The following is a 24787-nucleotide window of genomic DNA, read 5'->3' on the forward strand; positions in this document are numbered from 1 at the left end:
GGGCCGCGCCGGGGCGGCCTATAGTGCGGGCCGTGGTCATTCGCACACCTGAGCTTCCCGATGCCTGAGCCGATCGCCGAGTTGCTGGCCGGCCTGCGGGCCGTGGGCGGCGCTTCGGCGCTGTTCATTGCCCTGCCCGGGGCGGTGGCGGCGCTGTGGGCGCTGTACGTGTGGGCGGACGAGGCCCGGACGCGACGCGTGCGACGCATCGCCGGCCTGGCCGCCCTCGCCTTGGGACTGGGCCTGCTGTTGCGCCTGGGACTGGGATTGATGGGTCCGCCCCCGCTTCTGCCGCTGTGGCAGTGGGCCCTGGGCCTGCTCGTGCTGCCCGTCTTCGTGCGCAGCAGCCGCCTGGGCGGCGTGGCGGCGATGCTCTTCTTCCTCTGCCTCGCCATGGCCCTGGCCACGGGCGTGAGCTGGGTGGGCGACGTGCAGGTGGCCACCGGCCTTGCGCTCGTCGCCGGCGCCGGCGCACTCGCCGTCGCCCTGGCGCTCGGCCGTCTTTCCCCGGCGCCCCTCGCGCCACCAGCAGCGCCCGCGCCCGTACCGCCGAACGAACTCCAGGACCGCCTGGCCAGCGACGAGGCCAACGAGGCGGCCGACAAGTACACCCGCGAATGAACGCCCCGCTGCCTGACGACGAGCTGTTCTCGCCGCGCCGCTTCCCGGTGCTCGGCGCGGCCGGCCGCGCCATGCTGCGTCGCCTGGTCGACCACCCGGGCGCCCCTCGCTACCGCGACCGCAGCGGGCACCGCCTGGGACGCCTGGACATCTGGCAGGCACGCATGCGCCATTGGGGCATCCAGCGGGCCGAGATGCCATGGCCGCTGGATGCGCGGCTGCCCCCGGCCTGGGGCGACGCCTGGGTGGCCGCGATGGCGGCGACGGTGCCGGCGGCCCGGGGCCTTGCCGGCCGGCGGTGGGCCGAGATCCCGCTGGTTCGACGGGCCGACCTTTCTGCCGCGCTGCACCGGTACATGCCGGGCGACGCCCCCGTGGACCGGCTGATCTGCTTTTCGACCAGCGGCACCACCGGTCACCCCCTCAAGGTGCCATCGCTGCCCAGGGTGGCCGCCGACTACCAGGCGTTCCATCGACGCGCCCTGCGGCACTTCGGCATCGAGCCGCGTGCGGGGCGAGGGGACGTGGGCATCGTGCTGGCCGGCTTCCAGCAACGCTGCTTCACCTACGTCTCGGTGAATCCCCTGCAGGGAGAGTGCGGCCTGGCCAAGCTGAACCTGGCGCCCACGGAATGGCAGGACGCCTGCGACCGTGCGCGCTACCTGGACGACCTGGCGCCGGAACTCATCTCCGGCGACCCCATTTCGCTCGCCGAGCTGACCCGGCTCGGACTGCGGCACCGGCCGCGTGCCCTGTTGTCGACGTCCATGGCCCTCAGTGACGGCCTGAGGCGCGAACTCGAATGGCGGTTCCGCTGCCCGGTGCTGGACCTGTATTCGATGAACGAAGTGGGCCCCATCGGGGTGTTCGACCCGCAGCTGGACGGCCATCTGCTGCTGCAGCCGCGGCTGCATGTGGAGATCGTCGATGCGCAGGGGCTGCCGCTGCCCTATGGCGCACACGGCGAGGTTGTCGTGAGCGGCGGCTTCAATCCCTGCCTGCCGCTGCTGCGCTACGCCACCGGCGATCATGCGCGCCTGGAAATGAGCCCGCGCGGACCGGTGCTGCGCGGGCTCGTCGGTCGCGCGCCCGTGCGCTTCCGCAGTCCTTCGGGCGAATGGCTCAACAACGTGGAGATCAGCCAGGCGCTGGCCCCGTTGAGCCTGGTGCGGTTTGCCCTGCACCAGCAGGCCGATGGCAACCTGGTGCTCGCGGTCGATGCCCTTGAACCGCTCGACTCCATCGCCTCCCGCCTCCGCGACGCCCTGGAGGATCGCTTTGGCGAGCCGCTGCCGCTCAGCCTCGTGCCGCTGGTGACGGACGACAAGCTGCGCCAGTACACCAGCGACCTGCCTGGGCACGACCCGACCTGCTGATGCCACCGTTTCTCGAGATCGCCGCCAACCTGGTCACGGCACTGTCCATCGTTCTCGCGGCGCGCAACCATGTGGCCACCTGGCCCACGGGCATCATCGGCTGCGCGCTCTTCGGGTTCGTGTTTCATGGTGCGCAGCTCTACGCCGACGCCCTGCTGCAGGTGTTCTTCGTGCTGACCAGCGCCTGGGGCTGGTGGGAGTGGCGAGGGCGCGGCACGGCCCGGCCGGCACCGGTGCGCCGGGTTCGTGCCGCGACCTTCATGGCGATGGCGGTGGTGGCCGCCGTGGTGACGGCAGGCTACGGCGCAATGCTGCGTCACTTCACCGATGCGCACGCGCCGTTCGCCGACTCCGCGGTGCTCGCCTTCAGCGTTGCCGCCCAGTGGCTCCTGATGCAGCGGCGGCTCGAGACCTGGGCGTTGTGGCTGCTGGTCAACACGATCGCCGTGCCGCTGTTCGCCTCGCGCGGCCTGATGCTGACGGCCGGGCTGTACGCGCTGTACTGGTGCAATGCCTGGTGGGGTGGCTGGACGTGGTGGCGCGCATGGCGGGCAAGCGCTGCTGCGAGCGCCTCATGAGCCGGTTTCGCCTGGGCCTGGTGGTGGGCAAGTTCGCGCCCTTGCACCTCGGGCATGTGGCGCTGGTCGAGCACGCCGCGGCGCACTGCCACCGGGTGCTGGTGCTCAGCTACTCCCGGCCCGAGTTCGCGGATTGCGGGCCCGAGCGCCGCCGTCGCTGGCTCCAGGAGACCTTTCCGTTCGCCGAGGTGGAGGTGCTCGAAGCTCGACAGGTGCCGCCCAACGACGCGGACGATGCCACGCACCAGCGCTTCCTCGCGCACCTGCTCGACACCCGGCTGGCCGGACGGCTCGGCCGCCGGCCCGATGCGCTCTTTGCCAGCGAGCCGTATGCGGCGCCCTGTGCCGCGGTGATGGCGGAGATGTTCGGGCACACCGTGGCGCCCGTGATGTTCGACGCCGAGCGTCGACGCGTGCCGATCAGCGCGACCCGCCTGCGTGCCGATCCGCCGGCCGGCCTGTGCTGGATGCCGCCCGCGGTGCGGGCCGACTTCGTGCCGCGCGTCGCCCTGCTCGGCGGCGAGTCGAGCGGCAAGTCGTCGCTGGCGCTGGCGTTGGCCGCGGCCTGGGGCGGCGAAGCGGTCGCCGAGTACGGCCGGGAACACTGGGAGGCCAGGGGCGGCCACCTGGAGGCGCACGACCTGTTGGCCATCGCCGTGGAGCAATGCCGGCGCGAGGACCTCGGCGCACGGTCGGCCTTTCCCGCGCTGGCCTGTGACACCTCGCCCCTCACGACCCTGGGCTACGCGCTGTGGACGCATGGGGAGGCCGACCCGCGGCTCGCGGCCCTGGCTCGCCGGCCCTATGCGTTGACGGTGCTGTGCGGCGACGAGATCCCGTTCGTGCAGGACGGCACGCGCCGCGATGCGGCGTTTCGCGCGCGACAGCAAGCGTGGTACCGCCAGGCACTTGGCGAGCGCGGCATCCCGTGGATCGACGCGACCGGCTCGCTGGCCGAGCGCGTCGCGCAGGTGAATGCCGCGCTGGCCTCAGGCCGCGAGCGCCGTCGCCCGGAGTGAACCGGCGGGGCGGCGGCGCAAGACGTCGAGCACCGCATCGAAACGCGCACGCTGGTCTGCATCGAGCGCCGCCAGCGGCAGCAGGCGTGCCACCGCCGAGTCGACATCGAGCAGGTCGGCGCCGGTGGTCTGACGGCTCTCCAGAGCCATCTTCATGGCCCGCAGCTTCAGCTCGCGTCGCTCACCCTGATGCGCCTCCGGCGACGGCATGTCGAGCGCCATCTCCAGCTGCAGCAGCCAGGCGTTGATGGTCGCCGCGTCCACATCGGCCGCCGGACCACGCTCGAAGCGCTGCTGCAGGGCCGCATCCCAACTGGCCGGCAGCAGGGAAGGATGGGCGGGCCAGGCCGCGAGCAATGCCTGCGCCTCGCCCTCGCGCTCACGGCGTTCGCACAGCGTGCGGCGCTCCTGCACCACGTCGAGCGCCGCCTGCCAGCTGCGCTGTGCGCTGCTCGACAGGTGCGACTGGACCTGCTCGCGGGCGTCGCGCCACGCCGTCTCGAGACGGTGCACCTCCGCACGGGGCACCTCGCCGCCACGGCGCCATTCCGCATCCGCCTCGGCCAGCGTCCGCTTGAGCTCGTGCGCCGGCGCGTCGGCCGGCACGGCCTGGAGCCGTTCGATGAGCGCCTCGCGGGCGAGCTGGTTCACCTTCAGCTCGTTGTCGCGCGCGCTGAAGGCGGCTTCGCGCTGGGCGAACACCGCATCCGTTTCGGCCTTGAAGCGGGCCCAGAGGGAGTTCTCCGCGCCGCGCGACAGGGGCAGCGCCTTGGCATGCTCCTGCCACTGCGCTTGCAGGTCGCGGACCCGGGCGACAAGGTCTCGGCCGAGACCGGAGGCGCCTTCGGCGGCCAGTTCCCGTGCGCGGGCGATGAAGACCTCGCGCGCGGCCTCTGCCTCACGGCGGGCCGCTTCGAGCGGCGCCTCGATGCGATCGACCACGGCGCGCCAACGTGCGAGCAGGGCGTCGCGCGACTTGTGGGGCACGGTGTGCTCGGGCGGACCCAGCTTGCGCCAGGCGGCACGGAAGGTCTCGAGGGCGCGCGCCTGCTCCCGCCAACCCGTGGCCTCGGCATCCGGCGTCGCTTCGAGCGCGGCCAGCAGGGCTTCCCGGGCTTCCAGGTTGGCGCGACGCTCGGCGTCCACGCGGGCCTGCTCGGCCGCGACCGGCCCATGCGCGGTGGTGAGGGCCGCATCGAAGCGCAGCCACAGGGGCTGGGTCGACGGACCGCCCAGTCGGTCGAGCTCCTTCCATCGCTTGCGCAGCGCATCGATGGCGGCGGCCTGCTGGCGCGGAGCGATCTTGGCGTCCGGCACGACGGTGGCCGCGGCGAGGGCTTCCGCTTCCTCGACCAGGTCTTCGCGGGCCCGGGCGCCGCCCCATTGCTGCCACCCCTTGAGGCGGGCATGCTCGGCCCAGAGGGCCTGCAAGCGGCCGCGTTGCACCGGGAGGGCCAGCGCGTCGAGGGCCGTGAGGTGCTGGTGCGCGACGGCGAGGTGGCCATCGGCCAGCGCGGTTTCGGCCTGCAGCAGCACGCTTTCGGCCTGCGCCACCGCTGCAGCGTCGGGCGCCGCGGGGCGCGGACGGGCCGGCCGTTCGGCCCGCTTGTCGGCCTTGGGGGCCACGGCCCGCGCCGGCGTCGCATGGGCTCGCAGCCAGGTTTGCCAGCGCTGCTCGAGTGCCCGCGCGACCGGCTGGGCATCGATCGGCGGCATGGCCTGCCATTGGGCCGTCGGCCCGGCGACATTGAAGGGCTGGGGCGCGGGCATGGGCCGATCCGTGGGGCCGTCATCCGTTGCGACCGGCGTGGGAACGGCCGGCACGGTGACCGTGGCCGCCTCGCCTTCGGTCGGGGTGCCCGGTACCTGCGGCACCGCGTCCGCGCTCGCCGGCGCGGAGCCAGCGGCGAGGCCGGCGTCCGGCATGGGTTCAGGTGCGACCGCGGGAGCCGTCTCGGTCGTCACCGTCGTTTCTGCAGTGGATGCAGGTGGCGTGTCCGGCGACACGGTGGGAGTCGCCGCAGCCGCGGCAGTGGCCTCGGCCGCGGCTTGCGCCGAAGCCACCGCGGCCGCCTCGAACGCGGCCAGCAGGCTGAGCCTGGCATCGATCTGCGCCGCCACCAGGCGGGCGGCATGCAGTTCGGCCGTGAGCGCGCCATCCACATGGCCGGCCGGCAGGGCCGCCTCCAATGACTCCACCGCCTGCACCGCCTGCGCGAGGTGGGTGCGGTCTTCCACACCCTGCGCAACGGCGAGTGACACCGTGTGCAGGTGGGCGAGTGCCTGCCGGCTGGCGGCGGTCCAGCGGGCGATGGCCGCCTCCAGCTCGGCGCGCTCGCGCATCAGCGCGGTGAGGTTGTCGCGCAAGGCGGCAAACCGCGTGGCCTGGGCCGGCTCGACGAGGGTGCCGTCGAGTGCCTGCCAATCGCGGTCCAGGGCCACGAGGCGGTTGGCGGGAATCAGGTCCGCAGTCTGCAGGGCCTCGGCCGATTGGATCAGGCGCTGCGCGGCCTCGCGGGCCTCGCGCCGGCCCACGGCCGCGGCCAGGCGCTGTTTCGCCGCCCGGTACACACGGCGGTCGTGGGTGCGGAATTCGCGCTCGGCGGACTTCAGCGAGGCTTCGTCCGCCAGGGCTTCGACGGCGGCGAGCTTGATGTCCACCGACGGCGCTTCGCGCGCCAGCGCCAGCAGCGCGGCATCCTGGCCGCGGGCGGCTTCTAGCCGCGTGGCCCAGGCCGCCGTCTCGGCTTCGCGGGCGGCGATGTCGGCCACGGACGGCGCAGCCGGTGGGATGGCGGGGGCCGGCGCGACGGTCGTCGGCGTCTTCTTCTTGAGCAACCAGTTCAGCATGGTGAGTCCTGCGTCAGGGGCGGGCGCACCCGTGAGTGCGCGAACCGCGCATTTCACCACGGCGGCAGGCGGTCCCGGGCCGTGACAACCCGCGCGCGCATGCGGGCTCCGGTTGCCAGGACGCGACGCCGGTCGAACAATCGAGCGACTCGTCCGTCCCTCTCATGGCCATCTCCTTTCGCCACCTGACGCTTCCGGTGCCGGCCGGCGCGCTTGCCGCAGGCCTCGCATTCGGCCTGCTGGCGCCCTTGTGCCTGCCGTGGCGCCCGGATGTCGCAGGGTCTCCGCCGCCTGTCGACAGCTATGTCGGCGTGCTCACCGGGCCCGAAGGCCGGGTCGGCCTGGTGGTGTCGGCGCGCCGCCAGGCGCGCGCCCTGGACGTCGCCCAGACGGTGCCGCTCGGCCTGCCCGCCGGTCATTCGCTGGCGTTGTGGCAGGTGGATGGGGCGGGCGTCGCAAGACCGCTCGGCCGGTTGGCGAGCGGCCCGACGGCGCGGTTGGCGCTACCCGCACCGGCGGAAGAAGTGCTGGCGACAGCAATCGGTTTCGGCGTCACCCTGGAACGGGATGGCCACGCGCCCGCCAGCCCGAGCCGCCCCTTCGTCTACCAGGGCCGCTGCGGCAACCTCCGGCAGATCGAAACGGCCAGCGCGCGTCTCGCCCTGCGGTGAACGCTCAGGCGAGCACGGCCGCCATGGCCACGGCGGTGGCTTCGACGTTGCCGGAGTTCAGCCCCGCGACGCACATCCGGCCCGACCGCACCAGGTACACCGCATGGTCTTCGCGCAGCCGGTCGACCTGCTCTGCGGTCAGGCCGGTGTAGCTGAACATGCCGCGCTGGGTCAGGAAGTAGCTGAAGTCGCGCCCGGGCAGCTTGGCCGAGAGCACGTCGTGCAGCTTCTGCCGCATCTGGGCGATCCGCACGCGCATCGCGTCGAGCTCCGCCGCCCACTGGGCCCGCAGGGCGGGCGTCTGCAGCACGCGCGCGACGATCTGGCCGCCGTGGGTGGGCGGGCTGGAGTAGTTCTTGCGGATGGTGGCCTTGAGCTGGCCCAGCACGAGGGCAGCCTCGGCCGGGTTGGGACACACCACGCTCAAACCGCCGCAGCGCTCGCCGTAGAGGGAGAAGCTCTTGGAAAACGAGTTGGCGCAGAAGAAGCTGATGCCGGCGTCGGCCAACGCGCGGATGGCGAAGGTGTCGGCCTCCAGGCCATCGCCGAAGCCCTGGTAGGCGATGTCGACATACGGGATCAGCTGGCGTGCAGCGATCACCGGGATCAACCGGTCCCACTGGGCACGGGTGAGGTCGACGCCGGTGGGGTTGTGGCAGCAGGCATGCAGCAGCACGATGCTGCGCGCGGGCAGCGATTCGAACGCTTGCAGCATGGCCTCGAAGCGCAGGCCGCCGGTGGCCGGGTCGTAGTACGGGTAGGTGCTGACCGGGAAGCCGGCGCCCTCGAACATGGCGCGGTGGTTGTCCCAGGTGGGGTCGCTCACCCAGACGCCGGAGTCGGGGAAATACCGCTTGAGGAAGTCGCCGCCCACCTTGAGGCCGCCCGAACCGCCGAGGGTCTGGATGGTGGCGATGCGGCCGCTGCGAACGGCTTCGTGGTCCGAGCCGAACAGCAGGTGCTGGACAGCCTCCCGGTAGTTGGCCGCGCCCTCCATCGGCTGGTAGGGCCGCGGGCCGAGCGTTTGCAGCATCGCGGTCTCGGCCTCGAGGACGGACTTCATCACCGGCAGCCGTCCTGCGTCGTCGAAGTAGATGCCGATGCTGAGGTTGATCTTGTGCGCACGCGGGTCGCGCCCGAAGGCCTCGTTCAGGGTGAGGATGGGGTCGCCAGCGTAGGCATCGACGTGCTCGAACATGGATCAGCTCCTGCGAAGAAGGATGGATTATCGGCCCGGCGCCTAGCTCAGTCGGCCAGGGCGGCCTCGATGTCGCTGGCCAGCTGCTCGGGCTTGTCGGTCGGTGCGTAGCGCTTGAGCACCTGTCCGTCCCGGCCGACCAGGAACTTGGTGAAGTTCCACTTGATCGCCTTGGTGCCCAGGATGCCCGGGGCCTCGGCGGTGAGCCACTTCCACAGCGGATGGGCGTTGGCGCCGTTGACGTCCACCTTGCTCATCATGGGGAAGGTGACGCCGTAGTTGACCTGGCAGAAGGAGGCGATTTCGGTGTCGGTGCCCGGGTCCTGGTGCCCGAACTGGTTGCTCGGGAAGCCGACGATGACGAGGCCGCGCTCGCGGTACGTCTGCCACAGCGATTCGAGGCCGCCGAACTGGGGCGTGAAGCCGCAGGCACTGGCAGTGTTCACGATGAGCATCACCTTGCCGCGGTGGTCCGCGAGGGCGACGGGGCGGCCGTCGATCGAAACGGCTTCGAAATCGTGGATCGAGGAGGATGCGTCGGCCATGGGGCACCTTGAGGAAGGACGGGGGCGCATCGTAGCGCTTGCCGGCGCGCGGCGCTGGCCCCGCGCGGCTGCAATGCCCCGGTCGCCGACGTTCAATTGCGAATGGCTCGCATTTGCAATAGGATGACTCATCGCTGGACCCGACCGGAGTCGCCATGGACCGATTGACCAAAGACCACCACATGCCCTACCTCGAAGCGGTGCTCGCCGGAACGCTGGCGCTCATGACGGGGTACAGCCAGTACCTGCAAGCCGAGACGCATCCGGCCCACCGGTTGGGCATGGGCGAGAAGATCACGGCCAACCTGGCGCTGCTGGCCGAGCATCCCGACCTGTCTGCAGACTGCCGGTCGGTGCTGGCCGCACTGTGCGACCGCTGGGCCGTCATGGCCCATTGCACGACGGATGCGGCCGAGCCCGAGCACGTGGTCGCGGAGGTGGCGCCGGCCTTCGGCGCCGCCCGCATGCTGCAGTGATGCGCCTCAGTGCGCCGGCGACGGCGCCATCGAGGCCAGCACCGCCGCGGCCACGATGCACAGGCCCCCGCCGACCAGCTGGGCAGTGATGACGCCCCCGCCCCACCAGACGGCCGAGACGGAGGCGAACAGCACTTCGGTCAGCATGACGACCGACGTCACGTTGGAAGGCAGGCGGCCTGCGCCGTACTGCAGCGCCACGTTGCTCGTCAGGAACAGCAGGCCGAGGGCGGCCGCCAGGACGACCCATCCCCACGCGGGGACCGGCGGCCAGGGCACCGTGCCCTGCACCGCAAGAACGGTGGCCAGGCTGGCGGCGACGGTCACCCCACCGAGGAACATCGCGAGGGCGCGGGCCTCGGGCGGATGCGCGGTCTCGCGGCGCAGCATCACGTTGTTCAAGGCGAAGGCCATTCCACCGATCACGCCGAGCCAGTCCGGCATGCTGCGCGGCCAGGGCAGGTTGTCGGCACGCAGGCCGCCGGGTGGCCACAGCACGATGACGGCACCCGCCAACGCCAGGGCGACGCGCACTCCGCCGTGCGGTGTGATGGGCTCGTTCAGCAGCAGCCGGGCCAGGAAGACTGCCCACAGCGGCATCAGGTAGAAGAGCAGCACCACCCGCACGACATCGCCGGCCACCACGCCCCAGTTGAACGCTGCATTGGTGACGCCGGCCGCCAGCACCAGCACCCACAGGGTCGGGTGGCGCAGCACGTGCCAGACCGTGCGGGGGCGCCACAGCGTGATGATCAGCACGGAGAGCGAATGCACCGCCACGGTGGTCCACAGCGGGTGCAGGCCCTGGCTCTCGAGCCAGCGGAACGGCCACCAGGACGTGCCCCAGATGAAGGCGTTGCAGACGAGGGCGAGAACGGGAAGCAGGGTCGGGGCGTGCGGCACGGGGTGATTGTCGCCGCGGCCGCCGGCCCGGCGCGTGGGCAGCAGAGAGAAGCGCGCGCGCTCTGTTGCCACGCGCCTAGTGCTTGTCGCTGCGCGCCAGCGCCAGCAGGTGCTCGACCTCGTCACGGTGCTGGACCAGGTTGCGCTTGTGCCAGCGACCGATGATCCACATGATGCCCGCCACCACCAGGCCGAACACCGAGATGGCGACGAAGGCTGACAAGCCGAGCTTGGTCATGCCGGCATAGAAGGCGCCGAGCGCCAGGATGCAGGCCTGCTCGTTGAAGTTCTGCACGGCGATGGAGCGTCCTGCCCCCATCAGGTTGTGGCCGCGGTGCTGGAGCAGGGCATTCATCGGCACGACGAGGAAACCGCCCAGGCCGCCCAGCACGATGAGGAAAGGCGCGGCCACCCAGGGACTGTCGATCACGTTCAGCGCGATGACCAGCACGCCCATCGCAATGCCCAGCGGGATCACCTTGGTCGCCTGGTCAAGGCGCATCTTCATGGACGCCGCCACCGCACCGAGTGCCGTGCCCACCACCACCACGCCGACCAGCGAGGAGGCCTTGGTGGTGTCATAGCCGAGCGCCACGGCCGCCCAGGCGAACACGATGATGCGCAGGTTGCCGGCCACACCCCAGAAGAGCGTGGTCGTCGACAGGGAGATCTGGCCGAGCTTGTCACCCCACAGCCGGGCATTGCAGGCGGCAAAGTCGCGCACCAGGCCGACGGCGCCGTGGGCGAGCGGCTGCAGCGGCGCATCGGTGCGCGGGATGTAGAGGTTCAGGATCGCAGCCAGGATGTAGACGGCGATCAGCACGGTGATCGCGACTTCCGGCGCGGAGTCGATGCCGGTCTGCAGCACCGGCAGGTCGAACTGCAGCAGGTAGCCCGAGAGCACCGGCCCGACCAATTGCCCGCCGAGCAGCAGGCCGAGGATGATGGAGCCGATGGTGAGGCCCTCGATCCAGCCATTGGCCTTGACCAGCTGGGAGTTCGGCAGCAGCTCGGTGAGGATGCCGTACTTGGCCGGGGAGTAGGCGGCAGCCCCCAGGCCGACGACGGTGTAGGCCAGCAGCGGATGCACGCCGAACAGCATCATGCCGCAGCCCACCAGCTTGACGAGGTTCGAGTAGAACATCACCTTGCCCTTCGGTATCGCGTCGGCGAAGGCGCCGACGAAGGGGGCGAGGATCACGTAGAACAGGGCGAACATCGGGCCGAGCGCCGGGGTCATCCATGCGGGGGATGCCGTGGTCCTCAGCATCTCGATGGCGGCGACCAGCAGCGCCTGATCCGCCAGCGAGCTGAAGAACTGCGCCGACATGATGGTGTAGAAGCCTTTTTTCATTCGCTCTGCTGATGCGCTTCAGGTCGGCCGGGTGGGCCCGGTCAGTTGTCGTGCGGCGTCGGTTGACGGTGGTGCTGGTTCCTGCGGCGGCGTTATAGCACGCGCCCCTGCGTCGCCTCCCTCCGGGGCAGGGCCCCGACCCCGCCCCGGACTGGCAGAATTCGCTCATGCCGCGCCCCATCGAAGCCCTGATCCACACGGAGGCACTCGCCCACAACCTGGTGCAGGCGCGCCGGATGGCACCCGACGCCAAGGTGTGGGCCGTGGTCAAGGCGGACGCCTATGGCCACCGGATTCCGCTTGCCTTCGAGGGATTGCGCGGCGCCGACGGCTTTGCGCTGCTCGACATCGCCGAGGCCGAGGTGCTGCGGCGCCTCGGTTGGCGCGGACCCATCCTGCTGCTCGAAGGCTGCTTCGACGCGCGTGACCTGGAGGCCTGCTCACGGCTCGGCCTGTGGCATGTGGTGCACCACGAAGCGCAGATCGACTGGTTGGCCCAGCACAAGACCACCTGGCCGCACCACGTCTTCCTGAAGATGAACAGCGGGCTGAACCGGCTCGGCTTCACGCCTGCGGCCTACCGCTCCGCGTGGCTGCGCCTCTCGGGTCTGACGCAGGTGGATACGGTGTCCCTGATGACGCACTTTGCCGAGGCGGATGGCCCTCGGGGCGTGACCGCGCAGATGGCGCGCTTCACCGCCGCGACCGCCGACCTGCCGGGGGACCGCTCGCTGTGCAACAGCGCCGCCACGCTGCGCCACGCGGCCGGCGAACCGGAGGTGCGCGGCGAATGGGTTCGTCCGGGCATCATGCTGTATGGCGCCTCGCCGGATCACCCGACGCACGACATCACCCATTGGGACCTCCAGCCCACCATGACCCTGCGCAGCCGCATCATCGCGACGCAGACGCTGGCCGAAGGCGACGCCGTGGGCTACGGGGGCACGTTCGTGGCTCCCGGCCCCATGCGCATCGGCGTGGTGGCCTGCGGCTATGCCGACGGCTACCCCCGGTCGGCGCCGACCGGCACCCCGGTGCTCGTCGATGGTCGGCGCACCCGCCTCGTGGGCCGGGTGTCGATGGACATGGTGACGGTCGACCTGACCGACCAGCCGAACGCCGGCGTGGGCAGCGAAGTCACGCTGTGGGGCCAGGGCCCCGGGGGCGCGCAACTGGGCATCGACGAGGTTGCCCTGCCCGCCGGCACGGTCGGCTACGAACTGATGTGCGCGGTGGCGCCCCGCGTGCCGGTGCGCCAGACCCCATGAACCGCCTGGAAGTCGATCCGGCGGAGGTCGAGCTGACCGCCATCCGTGCGCAGGGCGCCGGCGGGCAGAACGTCAACAAGGTCTCGAGCGCGGTGCACCTGCGCTTCGACATCCGGGGGTCGTCGCTGCCCGAGCCGGTCAAGGAACGGCTGCTGGCCCTGGCTGACCAGCGCATCACCGCGGAGGGCGTGGTCGTCATCAAGGCACAGACCTCGCGCAGCCAGGACGCCAACCGGCAGGACGCACTCGCGCGCCTGAACGAACTCGTCAACAGCGTGGCCGTGCCACCGCGGCCACGGCGCCCGACGCGGCCGACGCTCGCCTCCAAACGGCGCCGCCTCGACAGCAAGGGCATCCGGGCCCAGGTGAAGGCGGGGCGCGGCAAGGTGGTCGACTGAAGGCGGGCGGCGACAATCGCCGCATGGCCAAGGACAAATCCATCTACACCTGCACCGAATGCGGTGCCACCAGCCCCAAGTGGCTCGGCAAGTGCCCGGGCTGCGGCGCCTGGAACACCTTGACCGAATCGGTCGCCGAGGCGCCTTCACGCAATCGCTACCAGTCGCTCGCCGCCCCCCAGCCGGTCGCCACGCTGTCGGAGATCGAAGCGACCGACGTCGATCGCCAGCCCACGGGCCTCGACGAGCTCGACCGCGTGCTCGGCGGCGGCATCGTGGCGGGCGGCGTGGTGCTCATCGGGGGCGACCCCGGCATCGGCAAGTCCACCCTGTTGCTGCAGGCCCTCGACGCGCTGTCGAAATCCATGCGCACGCTGTACGTGACGGGCGAGGAGTCGGGTGCGCAGGTGGCGCTGCGTTCCCGCCGCCTGGGGCTCGACGGCTCCCGGGTGCGGGTGGTGGCCGAGATCCAGCTCGAGAAGATCGCCGCCACCATCACGGCCGAGCAGCCGGCGGTCTGCGTGATCGACTCCATCCAGACCGTCTACAGCGACCAGCTCACCTCGGCTCCCGGCTCGGTGGCCCAGGTGCGCGAATGCGCCGCGCAGCTCACCCGCATCGCCAAGAGCACCGGCACGGCGATCGTGCTGGTGGGCCACGTGACCAAGGAAGGCGCACTGGCCGGCCCCCGCGTGCTGGAGCACATCGTCGACACGGTGCTGTACTTCGAGGGCGACACCCACTCCAGCTTCCGCCTCGTGCGCGCCATCAAGAACCGCTTCGGCGCCGTCAATGAGATCGGCGTCTTCGCGATGACCGAGAAGGGGCTGAAGGGTGTGGCCAACCCGAGCGCCATCTTCCTGTCCACCCATGGCGATCCGGTGCCCGGGTCGTGCGTGCTGGTCACGCTCGAAGGGACGCGCCCGCTGCTGGTGGAGGTGCAGGCGCTGGTGGACAGCGGCGGCCCGAGCCCCCGCCGGTTGAGCGTGGGCCTCGACCGCGACCGCCTGGCGATGATGCTGGCCGTCATGCACCGCCACGCGGGCATCGCCTGCATGGACCAGGACGTCTTCGTGAATGCCGTGGGTGGCGTGCGCATCAGCGAGCCCGCGGGCGACCTGGCCGTGATGCTTGCGATCCAGAGCAGCTTGCGGGGCAAGCCGTTGCCGCGGGGCTTCATCGCCTTTGGCGAAGTCGGTCTGGCCGGGGAAGTGCGGCCGGCACCCCGGGGGCAGGAGCGGCTCAAGGAAGCCGCCAAGCTGGGTTTCAGCGTGGCCGTCGTGCCCAAGGCCAACGTGCCGAAGAAGCCCATCGAGGGCTTGGTGATCCACCCGGTCGAGCGAATCGAGCAGGCGATTGATCTGATGCGCAGCCTTTGACAAAAAAAGGAACCCGCGGCGTTCGGCGGGGTCGCATAATGAATGCGAGTTGTTATCATTCAGCGCCGCGCTTGAGCTGCGGCGCCGCGCCATCATGTCCAGCCCCCGCCTTTCCGATCTGCCCAACGGTGCCGAGGGCACCGTGCTTGCCGTGAGTGCAGGCTCGCCCGGCATCGATCCCCTGACCCTCTACCGCCTCGCCGAACTCGGCTTTCTTCCCGGAGAGCCGGTGCGCCTGTTGCGCCGTGGCCCCGGGGGCCGCGAGCCCATCGCCGTGCAGGTCGGCGAGAGCCTCTTTGCCCTGCGCCTGGTCGAAGCCCAGTGCGTGGAGGTCACGCCCACATGAACGCCGAAGCCCTCACGCCGCCCTTGCGCATCGCCCTGGTCGGCAACCCGAACTGCGGCAAGACCGCCCTCTTCAACCTTCTCACCGGCGCACGCCAGAAGGTGGCCAACTACGCCGGGGTGACGGTCGAACGCAAGGTCGGGACCGCCCGGCTCGCCAACGGCCGCACGGTCTCGGTGATCGACCTGCCCGGCGCCTACAGCCTGACGCCCGCCACGCCCGATGAGCAGGTGACGCGCGACATGGTCATGGGCCAGCGTGCCGGCGAAGCCGCGCCCGATGCCATCGTGGCGGTGGTCGATGCCACCAACCTCGCGATGAACCTGCGCCTCGTGCTCGAGCTGCGCCGGCTGGGCCGCCCGATGATCGTCTCCATCAACATGATGGACGTGGCACGCAGCCGCGGCCTGACGATCGACGTGGCGCGCTTGTCCGCCGAACTGGGCGTCCCCGTGGTCGAGACCGTGGCCGTCAAGAGCCGGGGCCACGATGCGTTGCTGGCTCAACTCGAACGCCAGGCTGCCTGGCCGGTGCCGCCGGCGTCGACCGCCGAGGCCGCCACGCCGGCCGGACTGCAGGCGGAAGTGCGGCGGCTGCTGGCGTTGGTGGCGCCGAACGCCCGCCAGTTCAAGCGCTTCAATCACCGCATCGACGCAGTCGTCATGCACCCGGTCTGGGGCATCCTGCTTCTGGCAGTGGTGTTGTTCCTGATGTTCCAGGCGGTGTTCAGCTGGGCCTCCGTGCCGATGGACGCCATCGAGGCCGCCATGGGCGGGCTCGGCGAATGGATCACCGCGCACATGGCCGAGGGCCCGCTGCGCAGCCTCCTGGTGGACGGCGTGGTGGCGGGCGCGGGCGGGGTGCTGGTCTTCCTGCCCCAGATCCTGATCCTCTTCTTCTTCATCCTGCTGCTCGAGGACTCCGGCTACCTGCCGCGCGCCGCCTTCCTCCTCGACACGCTGATGGGCAAGGTCGGGCTGTCGGGTCGGGCCTTCATCCCGCTGCTGTCGAGCTTCGCCTGCGCCATTCCGGGCATCATGGCGGCCCGCACGATTCCGAACTGGCGCGACCGCCTGGCCACCATCATGGTCGCGCCGCTCATGACCTGCTCGGCGCGCCTGCCGGTCTATGCACTGCTCATCTCCGCCTTCGTGCCGGCGCGCGACGTGGGCCTCTTCAACCTCCAGGGACTGACCCTGTTCGGGCTCTACGTGGCCGGGGTGGTGTCGGCCATGGCCGTCGCGTGGGTCTTCAAGCGCATCTGGCGCGCGTCCAACTACCAGCCGTTGATGCTCGAACTGCCGCCGTACCGCTGGCCGAACCTGCGCAACCTGGCGATCGGCCTGTGGGAGCGGGCGACCATCTTCCTGCGTCGGGTGGGCGGCATCATCTTCGCCCTGACCGTGCTGTTGTGGTTCCTGGCCAGCTATCCGCAGTCGCCCGGGGCCGACCCCGGCACGGCCATTCAGTCGAGCTACGCCGGGCAACTGGGCCGGGCGCTGCAGACTGTGTTCGAGCCGATCGGCTTCAACTGGCAGATCTCCATCGCCCTCGTGCCCGGCCTCGCGGCCCGGGAAGTGGCCGTCGGCGCGCTCGGCACGGTGTACGCCTTGTCGGGCAACGAGGACGAGGTGGCCCAGTCGCTGCAGCAGGTGGTGAGCCAGACCTGGTCGCTGGCCACCGCCTATGCCCTGATCGCCTGGTTCGTCTTCGCCCCGCAGTGCCTCGCCACGCTGGCCGTGGTCCGGCGGGAGACGAACTCGTGGCGCTACCCGGTGCTCATGGCCGCCTACCTGTTCGGGCTGGCCTATGCCGCCTCCTTCGTGACCTACCGCGTCACCGCCTGGCTCACCGGCTGAGCCGGCGCACGCTGAAAGGGACTCCATGCAGGACTTCATCGTCGGACTCATCGTCGCGGGCTGCGCCTTCTACGCAGCCTGGGTACTGATGCCGGCCGCCTGGCGCCGCCGGCTGGCCGCACGCGCACTGCACCTGCCCTTGCCGGCGCCGTGGCATGCCCGCCTCGGCAAGCTGGCCCGCTCGGCGCCCGGTTGCGGTTGCGACGGCTGCGACGCCGCCGCGCCCCCGGGCGCACGGCCCGACGGCAGCCGCCCCGTCCAGTTCGTCCGCAAGCCCCGCTGATCCTGCGGTGACCCCGTAGCCGGACGCGGCCCGGCACGCCCTACCATCGCCGTCATGAACCGCACCATGGGATGGATCCTCGCCGCGCTCGCCGTGGCCGCCGGCTGGCAGCTGTATGGCTGGCAGGGCATCGTGATGGCTGCAAGCGTCGTGGTCTTCTGGCTGCTGCTGCAGTTCGGGCGCACCATGCGCGTGATGCAGAACGCCGGCCGCTCGCCGGTCGGCATGGTGCCCAGCGCCGTGATGCTCAACGCCCGGCTCAAGCCCGGCATGACCATGCTGGAGGTGCTGCAGCACAGCCGCAGCCTCGGCCGCCAGCTGGACGGCACCGACACCTGGACCTGGACCGACGAGGGCGGCAGCACCGTGACCCTCGACATGCCCGCGGGCCGGCTCCAATCGTGGCGTCTGACGCGACCGGAGCCGGCGCCTTCCAGCGAAGAATTGGGCGCCGCCCCGCCAAGTCCGTAAAATCACGGGTTTTGCACCGAATCCCACAGGAGCCTTGCCATGTCGATGGCCGATCGCGACGGAAAAATCTGGATGGACGGGCAACTGGTCGACTGGCGTGACGCCAAGGTCCATGTGCTCACTCACACGCTGCACTATGGGTGCGGTGCGTTCGAGGGCGTGCGCGCCTACAACACGGTCAACGGCACGGCGATCTTCCGCCTGCGCGAGCACACCGAGCGGCTCTTCAACAGCGCCAAGATCCTGCGCATGAAGATCCCCTTCTCCTTCGAGGAGGTGATGCAGGCCCAGCTCGACGTGGTGCGCGAGAACAAGCTGGAGAGCTGCTACCTGCGGCCCCTCACCTGGATCGGCTCCGAAAAGCTCGGCGTCTCCCCCAAGGGCAACCAGATCCACCTCATGGTCGCGGCCTGGTCGTGGGGCGCGTACCTCGGTGAAGAAGGCCTCAAGCGGGGCATCCGCGTCAAGACCAGCAGCTACACCCGCCACCACGTCAACATCACGATGACGCAGGCCAAGGCGGTGAGCAACTACACCAACTCCATCCTGGCCAACATGGAAGCCACGGACGACGGCTACGACGAAGCCCTGCTGCTCGACGCCGCCGGCTTCGTGAGCGAAGGCGCGGGCGAGAACATCTTCATCATCAAGGGCGGTGTCGTGTACACGCCCGACCTGTCGGCCGGTGCGCTCAACGGCATCACGCGCAACACCATCCTCGCGATCTGCAACGACCTGGGCCTGAAGCTCGTGGAAAAGCGCATCACCCGCGACGAGGTCTACATCGCGGACGAGGCCTTCTTCACCGGCACGGCCGCCGAGGTCACGCCGATTCGTGAACTCGACCGGATCGAGATCGGCCAGGGCTCGCGTGGCCCGATCACCGAGAAGATCCAGTCGGCCTTCTTCGACATCGTGAACGGCCGCAACGCCAAGTACGCCGAGTGGCTGACCAAGGTCTGACAAGGAACGCCCACGTCATGAGCAGCAATCCCAAAACAACCCAGGCGGTCGAACTGCTGGCGTCCGACCTGCACGGTCCCGGCGTCGTCGCCTGCCCGAACCCCAAGATGCCGCTGTGGAGCCACCATCCCAAGGTGTACCTCGACGTGGCCATCTCGGCCGGCGTGAAGTGCCCCTATTGCGGCACGCTGTACCGCCTGAAGGCGGGCGAGGTCGTCCACGGCCACCACTGAGCGCCGGATGGCTCGCACGCTGATCATCGCGCCGCAGTGGATCGGCGACGCGGTGATGTCCGAGCCGCTGTGCGCCCGCCTCGCAGCCCGCGGCGATCGCATCGCCGTGGCGGCGCTGCCGTGGGTGGCGCCGGTCTACCACGCGATGCCACAGGTGCAGGAGGTGATCGACCTGCCGTTCGCACACGGCCGGCTCGACTGGTCGGCACGGCGACGGGTGGCCGCCACCTTGCGCGGCCGCTTCGACGTGGCCTACGTGCTGCCGAACTCGATCAAGGCCGCCCTCACCCCCTTCTTCGCCCGCATTCCGCAGCGCATCGGCTACCAGGGCGAGGGCCGTCCCTGGCTGCTGAACCGCCGCCTCCCCAACCCGGGCGGCCGCCCGCCCATGGTGGCGTTCTACAGTGCCCTCGCGGGTGGAACGGGAGCTGCGAGCGAACGCCCGAAGCTCCACTTCGAGCCATCCCGCATCGCAGAGGCCGCGGCCGGCGCGGGGCTCGCTCCGGGCCAGTACTTCGCTTTCGCACCCGGTGCCGAGTACGGGCCGGCCAAATGCTGGCCGGCATCGCACTACGCGACGCTCGCCCGTTCGCTGCACGAGCGCTTCGGGCTTGCCGTGGCGCTGCTGGGTTCCGGCAAGGAGGCCAGCCTGTGCGAGGAGATCGCGCTCGCCGCTCCGGGCGCCTGCCTGCCGCTGGCCGGCAAGACCCGATTGATCGACGCCATGGCCATCATCGCCGGGGCCCGGGGCGTGGTCAGCAACGATTCGGGTTTGATGCACGTCGCCGCGGCCTTCGGCATCCCGCAGGTCGCTGCCTTCGGCAGCACGAGCCCCGAGCACACGCCACCGCTCAACCCCCGTGCGCGCGTGCTGTGGCTGAAGGAAGAACTGCAACTCGATTGCGCCCCGTGCTTCGAGCGCACCTGCCGCTATGGCCACACCCGTTGCCTGGTGGACATGAGCCCGCAACGGGTGGGTGCCGCTCTGGACGACGCGCTGCAAGACGGCGCAGCGGCCTGAATCCGCGCGCGACGCGGGGCCCCGCCGTTGCGGGGGGCGCGCCGCCGCCACCCCCTCCGTACAATCGGGCCTCTCCTTGAAAGCCACCATGTCCCGCGCGCAAGAATTCATCCTTACCCTGTCGTGCCGCGATGCCAAGGGCATCGTCTATGCGGTGTCCGGCCTGCTGTACCAGGCCGGCTGCAACATCCTGGACTCACAGCAGTTCGGCGACCTTCCGACCGACGGTGACGGCAACGCGACGGGCCTGTTCTTCATGCGCGTGCACTTCGAGGCGCCGCCTCATCTGGCCGACGTCGGCACCCTCGACAAGCTCTTCACCAGCGTGCGCGAGCAGTTCGGCCTGATGGCGCAGTTCCACGCGGCCTCCCGCCGGCCGCGCCTGCTGCTGATGGTGAGCCAGCACGGGCACTGCCTGAACGACCTGCTGTACCGCTGGCACTCCGGGCAGCTCGAGGTGGACATCCCCGCCATCGTGTCGAACCATCCGACCTTCGAAGACCTGGCCCAGCGCTACGACATCCCGTTCCACCACCTGCCCCTGGCCGCCGGGGCGAGCGCCGAGGCCAAGCGCGCCCAGGAGCTGCAGGTGGAGGCCCTGGTGAACGAGCACGAGATCGACCTGGTGGTGCTTGCCCGGTACATGCAAATCCTGAGCCCCGCCTTCTGTGCCTTCCTGCGCGGGCGGGCCATCAACATCCACCACAGCTTCCTGCCCAGCTTCAAGGGCGCCAAGCCCTACTTCCAGGCCCACGATCGCGGCGTCAAGCTGATCGGGGCCACGGCCCACTACGTCACGGCTGACCTCGACGAAGGGCCGATCATCGAGCAGGACGTGGCACGCGTGGATCACTCGCTCAGCGCGCAAGACATCACGGCCGTGGGCCGCGATGTCGAGTGCATGGTCCTGGCACGCGCGGTGCGCTGGCACGTCGAGCACCGCGTGCTGCTCAACGGCCAGAAGACCGTCGTCTTCCACTGAAGACAAACCAAGGCAGACCCCCATGGCCCGACCCAAGCCGCCCGACGCCGCCCTGATGGCCTCGCCCGACGACATCGAGCACCAGTTCTACGAGGCCCTGCAGCGCGGGGACATCGACCGCCTGATGGCCGTCTGGTCCGACGACGACGACATCGCCTGCGTGCACCCCGGCGGCCCGCGGGTCATCGGCCCCGGCGCCATCCGCGCGGCCTTCGAGGCCTTGTTCAGCAACGGCTCGGTGAACGTCACGCCAGAGAAGGTTCGCCGCCTGGAAACGGCGTCGAGCGCGGTGCACAGCGTGGTCGAGCGCATCCAGGCGCTGACCGAGAACGGGCCCCAGGTGGCCTGGGTCATCGCCACCAACGTCTACGTGAAGACCGCCCAGGGCTGGCGCCTGGTCATGCACCACGCCAGTCCCGGCACCGCCGAGGAACTGCCCGAGATCGGCGACACGCCCTCGGTGCTGCACTGATGGAGAGCTACCGGTCACCGGGCTGGCTGGCCGGTGAGGGCCCGCTCGGCGGTCACCTGCAGACCATCTGGCCCGCGCTCTTTTCGGCCCGCTACCAGGGCCCGGCGCCGCACTACCGCCGCGAGCGCTGGACCACGCCCGACCAGGACTTCATCGACGTCGACTGGCAGGAGGCCGAAGCCGCCTCGCCAGGCGGACTGCCGCAGCAGCGACCGCTGCTGGTGATGTTCCATGGGCTCGAGGGGTCCTCGCGCAGCCACTATGCACAGGCCTTTGCCAACTGGGCGCGCGAGAACGGCTGGCACTACGCCGTGCCGCACTTCCGCGGGTGCTCGGGCGAAATGAACCTCGCGCCACGTGCCTACCATTCGGGCGACCATGAAGAGGTGGGTTGGATCCTGCAACGCATGCGCGCCCGGCACGACGGGCCTCTGCTTGCGGTGGGCGTGTCGCTGGGCGGCAATGCGCTGCTGCGCTGGGCCGAGGAAGCGGGGGGCACCGCCAGCGCCTGCGTTCGGGCCGTGGCCGCCGTCTCGGCGCCGCTGGACCTCGCGGCCGGCGGCGAGGCCATCGGGCGCGGCGTCAACCGGCAGATCTACACCCGCATGTTCCTGAAGTCGATGCTGCCGAAGGCGCTGAACAAGGCCGCCCAGTTCCCGGGGCTGCTGGACGCCACGGCATTGCGCCGCGTGCGTGACCTGTACCAGTTCGACAACGCCTTCACCGCACCCTTGCACGGTTTTCGCAGCACCGAAGACTACTGGGCCCGCGGTTCGTCCAAGCCGCACCTGCATTGCATCCGCGTGCCGGCCCTGGTCGTGAACGCCCGCAACGACCCCTTCGTCCCGGGCCATTCGCTGCCGAAGCCGGATGAGGTCGGCTCGTTCGTGACCTTGTGGCAGCCGCCGCACGGCGGCCACGTCGGCTTTCCCCGTGGGCGTTGGCCGGGCCATGTGCTCACGCTGCCCGAGCAGGTCATGGGCTGGATGACCGGACATGCCCGGATGGCTATTGCCGCGGGCCAGAATGGGGACCCCAGGACCGGAGGCTCGTGATGGACGACATCGTCAAGGCGGCGTTGAAGAAGTGGCCCAACGTGCCGGACTGCTACGGCTGGCTTGCGCTCGATGCGCGCGGCGACTGGTACATGCGTGATGACCGCATCCAGGCCGCCGGGCCGTTCCCGCGCGTGAAGGGCAGTCGCATCGAGCACGACAAACTGCGCGAGTTCATCGAGCGCAACTATGAGCGCGACGAGGCGGGCTGCTGGTTCTTCCAGAACGGACCCCAGCGGGTCTACGTCGAACTCGAAGCAGCGCCATTGGTGTGGCGCCTGCAGGTCGGCCAGGCCGGTGCCGCGCCCACGCTGCACAGCCACACCGGCCGGGAGGCACGCTTCGAGTCGGCCTGGCTCGACGAGCACGACCGGCTCTTCATCGCCACCGACCTGGGCCTCGGCATCGTGCACACGCTGGACATGGAGGCTGCGGCCGACGCCGTCGAACACGGCGACTGGGCGCCCGAGCACAGCACCGTCGATGCCCTGGCCGAGCGATTCAGCCACGTGCTCAGCCCGCAGGCCGCCCGGGCTACTGCGGCATGAACCATCGCTGACCGCCCGCGGCCGGTCCGCCACCGGCAAGCGCCCATGAAAAAGCCGACCGCGAACGGTCGGCTTTTTTCATGCGCTCAGCGTCCGGCGGGGCGGCGCTCGACGCGCCAGGCCGCTGAACCCCGCGGCCGGCCGCCAAGGCGGCCCGGCCTCACTGGGCGGCCGACGCGGCGGCCGCAGGGGCCTTGGGTTCTTCGAACTTGGCACCACCCTGGTTGGCCAGGTGCACCACGGCGCGGGCGATCTCGAAATCGCTGAAGTCACCGCCGCCCTGGGGCGACATGGCGCCCTTGCCCTTGAGGGCGCTGGTCAGCAGAACGTCGAAACCCTGCGCCACGCGCGGACCCCAGGCCGCGGCGTCACCGATCTTCGGTGCGCCGGCAGCGCCGGTGGCATGGCAGGCTGCGCACTGGGCGGTATAGACCTGTTCACCGCTCTTCAGCGTGGTGAGGTCGGAGGCGTCCTTGACTTCCGGTGCGCCGGCAACCGGCGCAATGCGCTTGGCCACGGCCTCGGGGCTCATGCCGTCGCTGCCGGCCGCCGGCTTGTCGCCGGCCGCCACGAAGTTGGCCAACAGGATGATGCCGATGATGGGCACCAGGAAGGCGAATACGACGGCCCAGACGAGTTGCTTGGGTGTCTTGATGGGCCCTTCGTGCGGGCTGTCGTGATCGGGTGTCTGGTGGGCGTCGGCCATGAATTCCTCGACATCAGGGGAACGTGCGCAAGGAAGCGCACAACCGCGGGATTATAGAGTGCTCGAAGCAGCTTCTTCAGAACCTCGCCCGCAGGCTGATAGAATCCGGGTCTTCGCGTCCGTAGCTCAATGGATAGAGTACTGCCCTCCGAAGGCAGGGGTTGCTGGTTCGATCCCAGCCGGACGCGCCAACCGCATCATCGACTGAAGCCACCTTCGAGGTGGCTTCTTCGTTTCCGGCACGCCGCCGCGAGTTGGCCGAGCGGTGCTCCTCCAGCGCCTCGATCAGCGCCGCACCGGCAAGGCGTTCAGCGGAATCTTCAGGTAGGCCACGCCGTTGTCCTCGGCGGGAGGCATGTGCCCGGCACGGACGTTCACCTGGATGGAGGGCAGGATCAGGGTGGGCACGTCCAGGGTGGCGTCGCGCGCCTGCCGCATGGCGACGAAGCTTGCCTCGTCCACGCCGTCGTGCACGTGGATGTTGTGCTGCCGTTGCGCGGCCACGGTGGTTTCCCAGCGCGGCTCGCGACCGGCCGGCGGGTAGTCATGGCACACGAAGATGCGGGTGTCGGTGGGCAGGTCGAGCAGGCGCCGCATCGACCGGTACAGGGTGTGCGCGTTGCCGCCCGGGAAGTCGGCGCGTGCCGTCCCTACATCGGGCATGAAGAGCGTGTCGCCCACGAAGACGGCATCGGCCACCACATAGGCCATGTCCGCGGGTGTGTGCCCCGGCACCAGCAGCGCCATGGCCTCGATGCCGCCGATCATGAAACGCTCGCCGTCCTTGAAGAGATGGTCGAACTGGCTGCCGTCGGGCAAGAAGCCGCGCTCGAGGTTGAAGAGCTGCTGGAAGGTGGCCTGCACCTCGCGGATGTGCTCGCCGATCGCGATGCGCCCCCCGACGCGCTCCTGCAGGTGGCGCGCGCCGGAAAGGTGGTCGGCATGGGCATGCGTCTCGAGGATCCAGTCGACCGTCAGGCCCTGTTCGGCGAGGTGCGTCTGGATGCGGTCCACGCTGGCCGTGCCGGTGTGGCCGGACTTGAAGTCGAAGTCGAGCACTGGGTCGATCACCGCGGCGCGGGACGTCGACGGGTCGGCGACCACATAGGAGACGGTCCCGGTCCTCGGGTCGAAGAAGGCTTCGATGGTCGGAGCGCTCGGACGGGGGGACGGGGTCATGGTGGGTCTCCGGCTCATCAATCTATTGACTGA

At 70.2% G+C, this 24787-nt stretch carries 27 protein-coding genes and 1 tRNA gene; 21 read left to right on the plus strand and 7 right to left on the minus strand.

What is annotated here, in order from left to right; all coding sequences use genetic code 11:
* Nucleotides 1-60: 60 nt before the first annotated feature.
* The 4 genes from ACSQ2F_RS19350 to ACSQ2F_RS19365 are packed head-to-tail and all read left to right on the plus strand — an operon-like array spanning nt 61 to nt 3594.
* On the plus strand, nt 61-621 hold the full coding sequence (locus ACSQ2F_RS19350; RefSeq protein WP_436025818.1) for a hypothetical protein: 561 nt from the start codon (nt 61-63) through the stop codon (nt 619-621).
* Nucleotides 618-1997, plus strand: coding sequence for a capsule biosynthesis protein CapK (locus ACSQ2F_RS19355; RefSeq protein ID WP_436025820.1), 1380 nt, complete (start codon nt 618-620; stop codon nt 1995-1997). Before ACSQ2F_RS19350 ends, ACSQ2F_RS19355 begins: the two co-directional genes overlap by 4 nt.
* A complete protein-coding gene (gene pnuC / locus ACSQ2F_RS19360) occupies nt 1997-2575 on the plus strand; it encodes a nicotinamide riboside transporter PnuC (RefSeq protein ID WP_436025822.1) in 579 nt (192 codons plus the stop codon). The genes ACSQ2F_RS19355 and pnuC overlap by 1 nt, the downstream gene beginning before the upstream one ends.
* On the plus strand, nt 2515-3594 hold the full coding sequence (locus tag ACSQ2F_RS19365; protein WP_436025824.1) for an AAA family ATPase: 1080 nt from the start codon (nt 2515-2517) through the stop codon (nt 3592-3594). The genes pnuC and ACSQ2F_RS19365 overlap by 61 nt, the downstream gene beginning before the upstream one ends.
* Here the strand turns inward: ACSQ2F_RS19365 and ACSQ2F_RS19370 are convergent.
* A complete protein-coding gene (locus ACSQ2F_RS19370; RefSeq protein WP_436025826.1) occupies nt 3565-6444 on the minus strand; it encodes a DUF349 domain-containing protein in 2880 nt (959 codons plus the stop codon). The genes ACSQ2F_RS19365 and ACSQ2F_RS19370 overlap by 30 nt on opposite strands.
* 164 nt (nt 6445-6608) lie before the next feature.
* On the opposite strand from ACSQ2F_RS19370, the gene ACSQ2F_RS19375 reads away from it, so the two are divergent.
* Nucleotides 6609-7115: an anti-sigma factor domain-containing protein gene (locus tag ACSQ2F_RS19375; protein ID WP_436025828.1), complete on the plus strand. Its 507-nt coding sequence runs from the start codon at nt 6609-6611 to the stop codon at nt 7113-7115.
* Between the two features lie 4 nt (nt 7116-7119).
* On the opposite strand, the gene ACSQ2F_RS19380 is transcribed toward ACSQ2F_RS19375, so the two are convergent.
* Both ACSQ2F_RS19380 and ACSQ2F_RS19385 read right to left on the minus strand, forming a co-directional pair.
* The gene (locus tag ACSQ2F_RS19380) at nt 7120-8313 is read right to left on the minus strand and encodes an aromatic amino acid transaminase (protein WP_436025830.1); all 1194 of its coding nucleotides are present in this window, start codon (nt 8311-8313) and stop codon (nt 7120-7122) included.
* Nucleotides 8314-8360: 47 nt separating this feature from the next.
* Nucleotides 8361-8858, minus strand: coding sequence for a glutathione peroxidase (locus ACSQ2F_RS19385; protein ID WP_436025832.1), 498 nt, complete (start codon nt 8856-8858; stop codon nt 8361-8363).
* A gap of 155 nt (nt 8859-9013) precedes the next feature.
* On the opposite strand from ACSQ2F_RS19385, the gene ACSQ2F_RS19390 reads away from it, so the two are divergent.
* Entirely contained in the window at nt 9014-9334 is a 321-nt protein-coding gene (locus tag ACSQ2F_RS19390; RefSeq protein WP_436025834.1) for a hypothetical protein, read from the plus strand.
* A 6-nt stretch (nt 9335-9340) separates the two neighbouring features.
* On the opposite strand, the gene ACSQ2F_RS19395 is transcribed toward ACSQ2F_RS19390, so the two are convergent.
* Nucleotides 9341-10237: a DMT family transporter gene (locus tag ACSQ2F_RS19395; protein ID WP_436025836.1), complete on the minus strand. Its 897-nt coding sequence runs from the start codon at nt 10235-10237 to the stop codon at nt 9341-9343.
* Between the two features lie 76 nt (nt 10238-10313).
* Complete coding sequence (lplT, locus tag ACSQ2F_RS19400; RefSeq protein ID WP_436025838.1) at nt 10314-11591, minus strand: lysophospholipid transporter LplT; 1278 nt, start codon at nt 11589-11591, stop codon at nt 10314-10316.
* Between the two features lie 167 nt (nt 11592-11758).
* Here lplT and alr point away from each other — a divergent pair, with 167 nt between their 5' ends.
* The 14 genes from alr (at nt 11759) to ACSQ2F_RS19470 (ending at nt 22869) form a co-directional block, all read left to right on the plus strand.
* The gene (gene alr / locus ACSQ2F_RS19405; RefSeq protein WP_436025840.1) at nt 11759-12859 is read left to right on the plus strand and encodes an alanine racemase; all 1101 of its coding nucleotides are present in this window, start codon (nt 11759-11761) and stop codon (nt 12857-12859) included.
* A complete protein-coding gene (arfB, locus tag ACSQ2F_RS19410) occupies nt 12856-13257 on the plus strand; it encodes an alternative ribosome rescue aminoacyl-tRNA hydrolase ArfB (protein WP_436025842.1) in 402 nt (133 codons plus the stop codon). The genes alr and arfB overlap by 4 nt, the downstream gene beginning before the upstream one ends.
* A gap of 23 nt (nt 13258-13280) precedes the next feature.
* Nucleotides 13281-14636: a DNA repair protein RadA gene (radA, locus tag ACSQ2F_RS19415; RefSeq protein WP_436025844.1), complete on the plus strand. Its 1356-nt coding sequence runs from the start codon at nt 13281-13283 to the stop codon at nt 14634-14636.
* Between the two features lie 94 nt (nt 14637-14730).
* Nucleotides 14731-14982, plus strand: coding sequence for a FeoA family protein (locus ACSQ2F_RS19420; protein ID WP_436025846.1), 252 nt, complete (start codon nt 14731-14733; stop codon nt 14980-14982).
* A complete protein-coding gene (gene feoB / locus ACSQ2F_RS19425; protein WP_436025848.1) occupies nt 14979-16841 on the plus strand; it encodes a ferrous iron transporter B in 1863 nt (620 codons plus the stop codon). The genes ACSQ2F_RS19420 and feoB overlap by 4 nt, the downstream gene beginning before the upstream one ends.
* Nucleotides 16842-16866: 25 nt before the next feature.
* A complete protein-coding gene (locus ACSQ2F_RS19430) occupies nt 16867-17124 on the plus strand; it encodes a DUF6587 family protein (RefSeq protein ID WP_436025850.1) in 258 nt (85 codons plus the stop codon).
* 54 nt (nt 17125-17178) lie between these two features.
* Complete coding sequence (locus tag ACSQ2F_RS19435; RefSeq protein WP_436025852.1) at nt 17179-17595, plus strand: hypothetical protein; 417 nt, start codon at nt 17179-17181, stop codon at nt 17593-17595.
* Nucleotides 17596-17634: 39 nt separating this feature from the next.
* Nucleotides 17635-18558 carry a branched-chain amino acid transaminase gene (locus ACSQ2F_RS19440; RefSeq protein ID WP_436025854.1) on the plus strand — a complete coding sequence of 308 codons (924 nt, stop codon included), beginning with the start codon at nt 17635-17637 and terminating at the stop codon, nt 18556-18558.
* Nucleotides 18559-18575: 17 nt separating this feature from the next.
* A complete protein-coding gene (locus tag ACSQ2F_RS19445; protein ID WP_436025856.1) occupies nt 18576-18791 on the plus strand; it encodes a zinc-finger domain-containing protein in 216 nt (71 codons plus the stop codon).
* 7 nt (nt 18792-18798) lie between these two features.
* Nucleotides 18799-19812 carry a lipopolysaccharide heptosyltransferase II gene (waaF, locus tag ACSQ2F_RS19450; RefSeq protein WP_436025858.1) on the plus strand — a complete coding sequence of 338 codons (1014 nt, stop codon included), beginning with the start codon at nt 18799-18801 and terminating at the stop codon, nt 19810-19812.
* A gap of 88 nt (nt 19813-19900) precedes the next feature.
* Nucleotides 19901-20794 carry a formyltetrahydrofolate deformylase gene (gene purU / locus ACSQ2F_RS19455; protein ID WP_436025860.1) on the plus strand — a complete coding sequence of 298 codons (894 nt, stop codon included), beginning with the start codon at nt 19901-19903 and terminating at the stop codon, nt 20792-20794.
* A 22-nt stretch (nt 20795-20816) separates the two neighbouring features.
* Complete coding sequence (locus ACSQ2F_RS19460) at nt 20817-21266, plus strand: YybH family protein (RefSeq protein WP_436025862.1); 450 nt, start codon at nt 20817-20819, stop codon at nt 21264-21266.
* A complete protein-coding gene (locus ACSQ2F_RS19465; protein ID WP_436025864.1) occupies nt 21266-22321 on the plus strand; it encodes a YheT family hydrolase in 1056 nt (351 codons plus the stop codon). Before ACSQ2F_RS19460 ends, ACSQ2F_RS19465 begins: the two co-directional genes overlap by 1 nt.
* The gene (locus tag ACSQ2F_RS19470; protein ID WP_436025866.1) at nt 22321-22869 is read left to right on the plus strand and encodes a DUF2946 family protein; all 549 of its coding nucleotides are present in this window, start codon (nt 22321-22323) and stop codon (nt 22867-22869) included. Before ACSQ2F_RS19465 ends, ACSQ2F_RS19470 begins: the two co-directional genes overlap by 1 nt.
* A gap of 160 nt (nt 22870-23029) precedes the next feature.
* On the opposite strand, the gene ACSQ2F_RS19475 is transcribed toward ACSQ2F_RS19470, so the two are convergent.
* A complete protein-coding gene (locus tag ACSQ2F_RS19475; RefSeq protein ID WP_436025868.1) occupies nt 23030-23575 on the minus strand; it encodes a c-type cytochrome in 546 nt (181 codons plus the stop codon).
* A gap of 115 nt (nt 23576-23690) precedes the next feature.
* Here ACSQ2F_RS19475 and ACSQ2F_RS19480 point away from each other — a divergent pair.
* Nucleotides 23691-23766, plus strand: a tRNA-Arg gene (locus ACSQ2F_RS19480).
* 94 nt (nt 23767-23860) lie between these two features.
* Here the strand turns inward: ACSQ2F_RS19480 and ACSQ2F_RS19485 are convergent.
* A complete protein-coding gene (locus tag ACSQ2F_RS19485) occupies nt 23861-24754 on the minus strand; it encodes an MBL fold metallo-hydrolase (protein WP_436025870.1) in 894 nt (297 codons plus the stop codon).
* Nucleotides 24755-24787: the final 33 nt, after the last annotated feature.

The organism is Rhizobacter sp. LjRoot28 (assembly GCF_964253025.1).
Classification (GTDB): domain Bacteria; phylum Pseudomonadota; class Gammaproteobacteria; order Burkholderiales; family Burkholderiaceae_C; genus Rhizobacter.

Excerpts from the sequence above, each read along its gene's own strand:
- ACSQ2F_RS19350 (WP_436025818.1), top strand. The coding sequence starts at position 61 with ATGCCTGAGCCGATCGCCGAGTTGCTGGCCGGCCTGCGGGCCGTGGGC.
- ACSQ2F_RS19355 (WP_436025820.1), top strand. The coding sequence starts at position 618 with ATGAACGCCCCGCTGCCTGACGACGAGCTGTTCTCGCCGCGCCGCTTC.
- pnuC (WP_436025822.1), top strand. The coding sequence starts at position 1,997 with ATGCCACCGTTTCTCGAGATCGCCGCCAACCTGGTCACGGCACTGTCC.
- ACSQ2F_RS19370 (WP_436025826.1), bottom strand. The coding sequence starts at position 6,444 with ATGCTGAACTGGTTGCTCAAGAAGAAGACGCCGACGACCGTCGCGCCG.
- ACSQ2F_RS19375 (WP_436025828.1), top strand. The coding sequence starts at position 6,609 with ATGGCCATCTCCTTTCGCCACCTGACGCTTCCGGTGCCGGCCGGCGCG.
- ACSQ2F_RS19380 (WP_436025830.1), bottom strand. The coding sequence starts at position 8,313 with ATGTTCGAGCACGTCGATGCCTACGCTGGCGACCCCATCCTCACCCTG.
- ACSQ2F_RS19385 (WP_436025832.1), bottom strand. The coding sequence starts at position 8,858 with ATGGCCGACGCATCCTCCTCGATCCACGATTTCGAAGCCGTTTCGATC.
- ACSQ2F_RS19390 (WP_436025834.1), top strand. The coding sequence starts at position 9,014 with ATGGACCGATTGACCAAAGACCACCACATGCCCTACCTCGAAGCGGTG.
- lplT (WP_436025838.1), bottom strand. The coding sequence starts at position 11,591 with ATGAAAAAAGGCTTCTACACCATCATGTCGGCGCAGTTCTTCAGCTCG.
- alr (WP_436025840.1), top strand. The coding sequence starts at position 11,759 with ATGCCGCGCCCCATCGAAGCCCTGATCCACACGGAGGCACTCGCCCAC.
- arfB (WP_436025842.1), top strand. The coding sequence starts at position 12,856 with ATGAACCGCCTGGAAGTCGATCCGGCGGAGGTCGAGCTGACCGCCATC.
- radA (WP_436025844.1), top strand. The coding sequence starts at position 13,281 with ATGGCCAAGGACAAATCCATCTACACCTGCACCGAATGCGGTGCCACC.
- ACSQ2F_RS19420 (WP_436025846.1), top strand. The coding sequence starts at position 14,731 with ATGTCCAGCCCCCGCCTTTCCGATCTGCCCAACGGTGCCGAGGGCACC.
- feoB (WP_436025848.1), top strand. The coding sequence starts at position 14,979 with ATGAACGCCGAAGCCCTCACGCCGCCCTTGCGCATCGCCCTGGTCGGC.
- ACSQ2F_RS19430 (WP_436025850.1), top strand. The coding sequence starts at position 16,867 with ATGCAGGACTTCATCGTCGGACTCATCGTCGCGGGCTGCGCCTTCTAC.
- ACSQ2F_RS19435 (WP_436025852.1), top strand. The coding sequence starts at position 17,179 with ATGAACCGCACCATGGGATGGATCCTCGCCGCGCTCGCCGTGGCCGCC.
- ACSQ2F_RS19440 (WP_436025854.1), top strand. The coding sequence starts at position 17,635 with ATGTCGATGGCCGATCGCGACGGAAAAATCTGGATGGACGGGCAACTG.
- ACSQ2F_RS19445 (WP_436025856.1), top strand. The coding sequence starts at position 18,576 with ATGAGCAGCAATCCCAAAACAACCCAGGCGGTCGAACTGCTGGCGTCC.
- waaF (WP_436025858.1), top strand. The coding sequence starts at position 18,799 with ATGGCTCGCACGCTGATCATCGCGCCGCAGTGGATCGGCGACGCGGTG.
- purU (WP_436025860.1), top strand. The coding sequence starts at position 19,901 with ATGTCCCGCGCGCAAGAATTCATCCTTACCCTGTCGTGCCGCGATGCC.
- ACSQ2F_RS19460 (WP_436025862.1), top strand. The coding sequence starts at position 20,817 with ATGGCCCGACCCAAGCCGCCCGACGCCGCCCTGATGGCCTCGCCCGAC.
- ACSQ2F_RS19465 (WP_436025864.1), top strand. The coding sequence starts at position 21,266 with ATGGAGAGCTACCGGTCACCGGGCTGGCTGGCCGGTGAGGGCCCGCTC.
- ACSQ2F_RS19470 (WP_436025866.1), top strand. The coding sequence starts at position 22,321 with ATGGACGACATCGTCAAGGCGGCGTTGAAGAAGTGGCCCAACGTGCCG.
- ACSQ2F_RS19475 (WP_436025868.1), bottom strand. The coding sequence starts at position 23,575 with ATGGCCGACGCCCACCAGACACCCGATCACGACAGCCCGCACGAAGGG.
- ACSQ2F_RS19485 (WP_436025870.1), bottom strand. The coding sequence starts at position 24,754 with ATGACCCCGTCCCCCCGTCCGAGCGCTCCGACCATCGAAGCCTTCTTC.